Origin of the sequence: Sphingobium sp. (assembly GCF_035511395.1) — a bacterium.
In the GTDB taxonomy this organism is placed as follows: Bacteria; Pseudomonadota; Alphaproteobacteria; order Sphingomonadales; family Sphingomonadaceae; genus Sphingobium.
On record NZ_DATKFP010000258.1, the window covers coordinates 1 to 7,059 of the forward strand.

Annotated in this window: 5 protein-coding genes; 4 read left to right on the top strand and 1 reads right to left on the bottom strand. The window is 61.5% G+C overall.

The features are described from left to right. Positions 1 to 32 precede the first annotated feature (32 nt). Positions 33 to 2,816, bottom strand: a complete 2,784-nt coding sequence (locus VMR39_RS18230; RefSeq protein WP_325417695.1) for a TonB-dependent receptor plug domain-containing protein — start codon at positions 2,814 to 2,816, stop codon at positions 33 to 35. 779 nt (positions 2,817 to 3,595) lie between these two features. On the opposite strand from VMR39_RS18230, the gene VMR39_RS18235 reads away from it, so the two are divergent. From VMR39_RS18235 to VMR39_RS18250, 4 genes are all read left to right on the top strand, one after another. Next, entirely contained in the window at positions 3,596 to 4,939 is a 1,344-nt protein-coding gene (locus VMR39_RS18235; RefSeq protein WP_325417697.1) for an MFS transporter, read from the top strand. A 73-nt stretch (positions 4,940 to 5,012) separates the two neighbouring features. Further along, positions 5,013 to 5,414 (top strand): nuclear transport factor 2 family protein, encoded by a 402-nt coding sequence (locus VMR39_RS18240; protein ID WP_325417699.1) that lies wholly within the window; start codon positions 5,013 to 5,015, stop codon positions 5,412 to 5,414. Further along, positions 5,411 to 5,764, top strand: coding sequence for a putative quinol monooxygenase (locus tag VMR39_RS18245; RefSeq protein WP_325417701.1), 354 nt, complete (start codon positions 5,411 to 5,413; stop codon positions 5,762 to 5,764). The genes VMR39_RS18240 and VMR39_RS18245 overlap by 4 nt, the downstream gene beginning before the upstream one ends. Before the next feature lie 34 nt (positions 5,765 to 5,798). Continuing rightward, positions 5,799 to 7,025 (top strand): aromatic ring-hydroxylating dioxygenase subunit alpha, encoded by a 1,227-nt coding sequence (locus VMR39_RS18250; protein WP_325417703.1) that lies wholly within the window; start codon positions 5,799 to 5,801, stop codon positions 7,023 to 7,025. The last annotated feature ends 34 nt before the right edge of the window (positions 7,026 to 7,059 follow it).

The following is a 7,059-nucleotide window of genomic DNA, read 5'->3' on the forward strand; positions in this document are numbered from 1 at the left end:
GGGGAACGGCGGAGGAAATCGCCTGATGACGGTCAGAATTCGAAGCGGAAGCCTGCCCGGATCGTCGTGCCGATCACATCATAGAGGAACGGATTGGTGCCAGATGCCTGGGTGTTGGAGGCATCAAGCTGAACGACGACCGGAGGATCCCGGTTCAGCAGATTGTCGACCGCCAGGAAGAACTCGCTCTTCGGCGCGATCGAACTCGTCTTGATTCCCAGATAGGCGTCGAGATAGACGATTGTGGGAACGGTCCGCTTGTCGATGACGGTCGGTCCCCAATTATCGTCGAAGACCGCCGAACCGATCAGACGTCCGCGCAATTGTGCCGTCAAAGCGCTGCTGTCATAGGTCGCTGTCGCCGTCCCGCGCCAGTGCGGCACGCCTTCCGCCGCGCCGACATTGTTGCTGACTTCCCCTGCGCGGGTGATGACCGAAGTCGGCAGGACGATGTCCAGCTTGTCGACATAGTTGGCCAATACACGCAGATCGAGCGTGCCGTCCGCCACCGGCATGGTGTAGGACACTTCGATATCAATCCCCCGCGCCCGCTCCTCAAGGGCGTTGAAGGGTTGCAGGCGGATGCCAGTAATCAGGTTGGCGCTGTTGCGGGTGATCGCCGTGCAGAATTGCGCGTCGCCAGCAAAGCAGCGATCGACAATGAACTGCGCCGAATTGGTCGCGATCGCTTCCTTGATCTTGATGTCATAATAGTCGACCGACGCCCGGAAACCGCGCAGGAAAGCGGGACGCAGAACGACACCCGCCGTCAACGTATCGGCGTTTTCCGGCGTCAAACTTTGATTGCCGCTCACCGTGGCGAACGCGCGTATCGGAGTATTACCGTTGGCCGGATCGTTTACCAGCGTGTTGGTGACGGCGCCAGTCTGGAACAATTCCTGAAGATTGGGCGCGCGGATATCTCGCGATCGGGTCAGGCGAAGTTCGACCCCATCGATCGGCTCGTAGCGGAAGCCCGCCTTCCACGTCTTGACCGATCCGCTGACGCTGTAATCGGTGAGACGGCCTGCAAAGTTGAGGTCGAGCGAACGGCCGACCGCGCTGTCCCTGAGCACCGGGATGCCCAGTTCGCCATAGAGTTCCTTGACGTTGATCTTGCCGTCGAACGCCTTGAAATTGCCTGCCCAGAAACCGGTGCGCTGCGAGATGGCATCGGCGGTCGCATGCGCCTTTTCCTGCCGATACTCGGCGCCCGCCGCGAAGCTGACGTCGCCGGCCGGCAGGGCGAACAGATTGCCCGCGATATTGGCGGTCGCCACTTGCTGTTCATAGCGGATATCCTGCCGCGACAGGCCGATCACATTGTTCAGAACCGCCTGGCTGGGCACTTGCGAGCCGAACGGATTCATCGGCATACAACCATTGGTCGGATCGGTCAGGGTCGACCGGCAGATCGCCTGCGTGGGATCGGCCGGATTGGCGATGGCGTCGATCGCGAGCGCATATTGGTCGGGACGCGGCATGTCGGTGGCGCGAATCTTGGAATCGACCCGGCCATATTGATAGGACAGGCTCCACTTCCAGTCATCGCCGAAGCTGCCGTCCAGGCCGATCAGGCCGCGATAATTATCGCGACTGTTACCGATGCCGATATTGCCCATCTTCGTGTTCTGGATGTTGAGCGGGATGGTCGTGACGCCAGCGGTAGCCATTGCACTGCGCACGACTTGCGGCAGGTAGAAATTGTCGATGGCGATCACCGCCGGGGTAAGCCCGCTTCGGCCATAATTGGCGCCGCGAGTATGGGCCTTGGACGTGGCGTATGATCCCTCGACATAAAGGTTGATGTCGTCGGTCAGGTCATAGGACGCACGGGCATAAATCGACTTCTGTGTCGTCGGGATGCTCGACTGGGTCAGGGGTGATTGATCATAAAGACGATTGAACACCGCCTCGTCGCCATAATAGAATGTGCCGCCGCCGGCGATGCCCGCCAACGGGAAATTGGTGCCGGCAAGGTTGCCCAGGGCATCGAAATAATAGCCGGCCAAGGGCCCGGTCGCGACCAGACCAGTGTCATTGGCGAACTGCGCCGCCCAGGGCGCCGCGAGGAACGTGGTCTGGCCCGCCTGACCAGCCTGCGGGTTGTTGACGACCTTGTAGCCCTTGAACCAGTCGCGACCGCCATAAGTAGCCGCCCCATTGCGGGTATATTCGCCACTGACGAGGAAATGCCCCTTTCCATCCGCGAAAGCGGTGCCGTAGCTGAGCGAGCCGGTCAGGTTGCTGGCATCGCCCTCGGTCGAGATTCCCGACTGGAAATTACCCTTCAGCCCTTCATATTTGGTGTCGAGCACGAAGTTGACGACGCCCGCGACGGCATCCGAACCCCAGGCGGCGGAGGCGCCGCCGGTGACGATGTCGACCCGCTTGACGAGGGCATTGGGCAGCGTGTTCACATCTACCGCGCCCGTCAGGGTAGTCGGCGTCACCCGCTTGCCGTTCATCAGCACCAACGTGCGCGATACGCCCAGATTGCGGAGGTTGAGCAGGTTGGCACCCGCCAGGCCATTGCCGATCAGCGCCTTGTTCGTGCGCGGCGTATTGCTGCCGGACAGCGCCGGCATCTGGTTCACGAAATCGGAAATTGTCGCCGGTGCCGCCCGCTGGATCTGGTCTGCGGTAACCACGCTTACCGGAGTCGGCGCATCAAATCCGGCGTTCTGGAGGCGCGTGCCGGTTACCACGATGTCCTGAGACGTGACCGGCTGATCGGCGCCCTGCGGCGTGGCACTATCCTGTACGGCCGCTTCCTGCGCAGCAGCGATCGCGGGCTGCCACAAGGCCAGCGCCATCAACGATACGGCACACATTGAACGAGCGCGACTAATTCCTGCCATTCGATCCTCCCCAAAACGCTGGGCCGATTTTTACATTCGATAACCCGTGTCATTTTCTTACGCGCTATCGTTGCGCCGGGCAATAGGAAATAAATTATAATGCGTGCGATATTGTTATCTGCATCTGGAGTCGGACGTCCCCGGCGGGGAGGATCGGGGAAAAGAAAAGACCTGCGGGAACAAGGTTCTGGCCAGCCTTGTCGACGCAGATCATTATCGCGCGCCCAATGACGAGTCGGAATGTCAATCGTCAGCCTGCTTCGGGATCATGCCGATGACCTTGGCGACTCGTCCCGCGAACGCCTGTCGTCCGGCTTGGTCATCGGTAGCCGGCGCACCTGTATCCTTGCTGATGTCCACCCTTTCGCATCGTCCGTCACGAAATGCGCATGCACCCACCGGCCCGCTTGCCGTCCGCGTCGAATTCAAACTGGAACTCCAGCCTGGCGGAAATCCTAACGAGGGCCTGTTCCGCCCTCACAAAACGGACCCCTGCGGCCGGCCGTCCTCAGCCCTTTCACCATGATCGCTCGAAATTGCGCGCCATAATATATAACGATATGCACAATATCGCACGTCGTGGCGCGCGTTGTCGGGGCAAGGCCGCCTTTATCCGCGACAGGGCAAAAAGGCGAATGATATAACGCGTGCGATAATTTGACTTGGAGTGCGAAGCGCCTATCATGTACGCATTGCTGAAAGATCCTCCATGGTCGGGGGCGGGCGAGGTGAGGATGAAGATGAACACAAGTGGCCAGACGCTACAGGATCAGGCCTATCCTCCTTCCAGCACAAGCTGGCGCGCCGTCGCCGTTCTTACAGCGCTCTATTGGTTCGGCACACTGGACCGGCAGGTCGCAGCCCTTCTGCTTCCCCTGATCAAGGCCGATCTGCAACTCACCGATTCGCAGGTGAGCCTGATCCCCGGCCTCGCTTTCGGTTTGGCTTTCATGGTGATGAGCCTGCCTATCGGATGGCTGGTCGACCGGATCAGCCGCCGCGCCATCCTGTTCGTGGGCGTGCTGATGTGGAGCCTCGCCGCAATGGGGTCGGGCATCAGCCGCACATTCGGCCAGCTGCTGGGCGCGCGCGCCATGGTCGGCGGCGCGGAGGCGACGATCAATCCATCGGCCTACAGCCTGATGAGCGATTTTTTCCCCCCTGCAAAACTGACCCTGCCTATGTCGATCTTCACGCTCGGCGGCAATCTGGGCAGCGGCACGTCCTTCATGCTCGGCGGCGCGGTGGTCGCGCTGGTGAGCGGGGCTGGCGGCGTCACCCTGCCCATCGTCGGCACGCTTGCGGGCTGGCAGGCGGCATTTGTCGTGACCGGCATTCCCGGCCTGCTGCTCGCCTTCCTGGTATGGACTTTCCCGGAAGCGCCGCGGCAGAAACCGGCGACGCCTGTCACCGACAGTGCGACCTTCGGCGATTTGGGTCGTCAGTTCCATCGCCATCCCGCTTTCTATCTGATGCACAATCTTGCCTTCGCCATGATCATGGGCTTCGCGGTCGGGCTGCAAAGCTGGAACTCGGCCTATCTGGCGCGACATTTCGCGATGCCGCTGGCGCAGATCGGCTTCTGGCTCGGCCTGTCGCAGGTGCTTTCCTCGCTGCTGGGCCTCTGGTTCCACGGTTGGGCGGTCGATCGCCTCTTCAGTCGGGGTCGCAAGGATGCGCATCTCATCTATTTCGGCGCCATGTGCGTGCTGGCCTGCCCCTTTGGCGTCGCCGCCTATCTGGTCGACAGCGCCGTGGCGACGATCATCTGCTACAATATCGCCTATTTTCTGATCATGGCCTTCGCCAGCATCGGCCCGGCGGCGCTCCAGATCGCAACGCCCGGTCGCCTGCGCGGCAAGGCGACGGCGATCTATATGATCGTTCTGAGCGTGTTGGGCACGATCCTGGGGCCGATCATCGTTGCCGCCTTTACCGACCGCCTGTTCCAGGACGAAGCGATGCTGGGCCATTCGATGGCGCTGTTCGCCGGGGCCACCACGCTGTTGGGCGCGCTGTTCTGCTGGTTGGGTCGTGCGCCGATGCGCCGCGCCGTCGCCGAGCAGATCGGGGCTTGAAGAAAAACAATCCATCTGGACTTTTTATGAGGGAAGCCGATAGTGGTTCGGCTTCGCAGCACAGGAGAAGAGGATGTTCGCAGGGCCGGAACAAGACAGGCTGCTCATCCGCGAATTGATAGACAGCTATGGCGACGCGGTCGTGATGCGCGATGCCGACGCATGGCGCGCCTGCTGGGCGGAAGACGCGGTGTGGCGCTTTGCCGGTCGCGAGATTTCGGGCCGCGATACGATCGTCGCGACCTGGCATGGAGCGATGGCGCGCTATGCCGATCTGGTCTTCATCGCCTTCCCCGGCGCGATGGACATCCGGGGCGACCGCGCCGCGTTGCGCACCCACACATTCGAGCATCTGATGCCGGTGGATGGCCCCACCCGCGTCCAGGCCGGCATCTATGAAGATGAACTGGTGCGCCACGACGGCCGCTGGCTGTTCGCCTCCCGCAGTTTCAATCCAAGGGAAATCAAATCATGAGCATCATCCTGATCTGGGCACAGATGGATCTGCCGCCCGAACATGCGCACGCCATCATCGACGAGGCCAAGCCATTGATCGAAGCCGCGCTGGAAGAGCCGGGCTGCGAGATCTACACCTGGTCGCACGACCCCTATGTTCCCGGCCGCGTCAACGTGTTCGAACGCTGGACGAGCGAGGAGGAACTGGCGGCGCATTTCAAGAATCCGGCCTATACCGACATGGGCAAGCAATTGCGGTCGCGCGGGCCGATCGTGGCGCAAAGCCGCAAATTCCGCGTCGATGCCGACGGGCCGATCTATGACGAGACGCGCACGCCCCGCGCCGATTTCTTCGATCTGGTATTCTGATGCTCCCCGACATGCATAGCTGAGGACAAGGCCCATGGCAGACGACATCGCCACCATGCTTCCGCTCGCGGAGCCGGACGCGGAGGCGACCGCGCGCCGCACGCAATCCCATTATGGCCTGCGCCGCCGGACGCTGGAGCGGATGCGCAGCAAGACGACCGATATGGACGTCGCGCCGATGCGCATCGATCCGCGCCTCTATACCGACCCCGTCTATTTCGAGCGGGAACGCAAGACGCTGTTTCGCGAGACGCCGATCCTGGCGGCCCTGTCGATGGATATTCCCGAACCGGGGAACATGATGGTCTTCGATGCGCTGGGGCCGTCGATCCTCATCACCCGCGACAAGGAAGGGAAGGTCAACGCCTTCCTCAACATGTGCATGCATCGCGCCGCCAAGCTGGTGACGGAATGCAGCAAGCGCACGCGCATGACCTGCCGTTTCCACGCCTGGACCTACGACCTCCAGGGCAAGCTGATCGGCCTGCCCGGCAAGGAGGGGTTCGAGGGGATCGACAAGGCGAATCTCGGCCTCATTCCCATTCCGGTCGCGGAATGGAAGGGCATGATCTTCGTGCGCGGCACGCCCAATGGCGCGCCGATCGACGTGGCGGATCATCTGGGCGATTTCGGCGACGAACTTGCCGCACTGGAATTGCACAAGGCGCGGCCGATGGCGGCCAGCCGGCTGGAGTGCGAGGCGAACTGGAAATATGCCTATGACACCTATGGCGAAAGCTATCATTTCGCCTCGCTCCACCCGACGACGATCGGTGCGCTCGCGTTCAGCAACATCATGGTCTACGACAAGTTCGACAATGGCCATTGCCGCCTGGGCTTCCCGCGCGAGGAGTTCATGGATTATGCCGACCAGAATGAGGCGGAGTGGCCCCATACCGACTATGGCGGCCTCTACATGTTGTTCCCCAATGTTTCGATCAATGTGAACAGCATGAAGGGCGGCGGGCAGTTTTACGGCATTTCCCGCGTTTTCCCAGGCGAGACGGTGGATCGCAGTTTCTCGCTGCTCAACACCTATCAACCTGCGCATACGAGCCGCGCGGATGAGGGGGAGCGCTGGAAAGAAATTCACGATTTCATCGAACATGTCGTGTCGACGGAGGATTATAGCGTGTCGGCCGACGGACAGGCGAACCTAAACTGGGCGCCTGACGGGTTCTGCACCACATTGTGGCGCAACGAGATCGCCCTCCAGCATTTCCATCGTCGGCTGGCCGGCCTGATGGAACATAACTGGTAATCGGCAACCCCTGCGCCGCCGCCCTGTGGCGCGG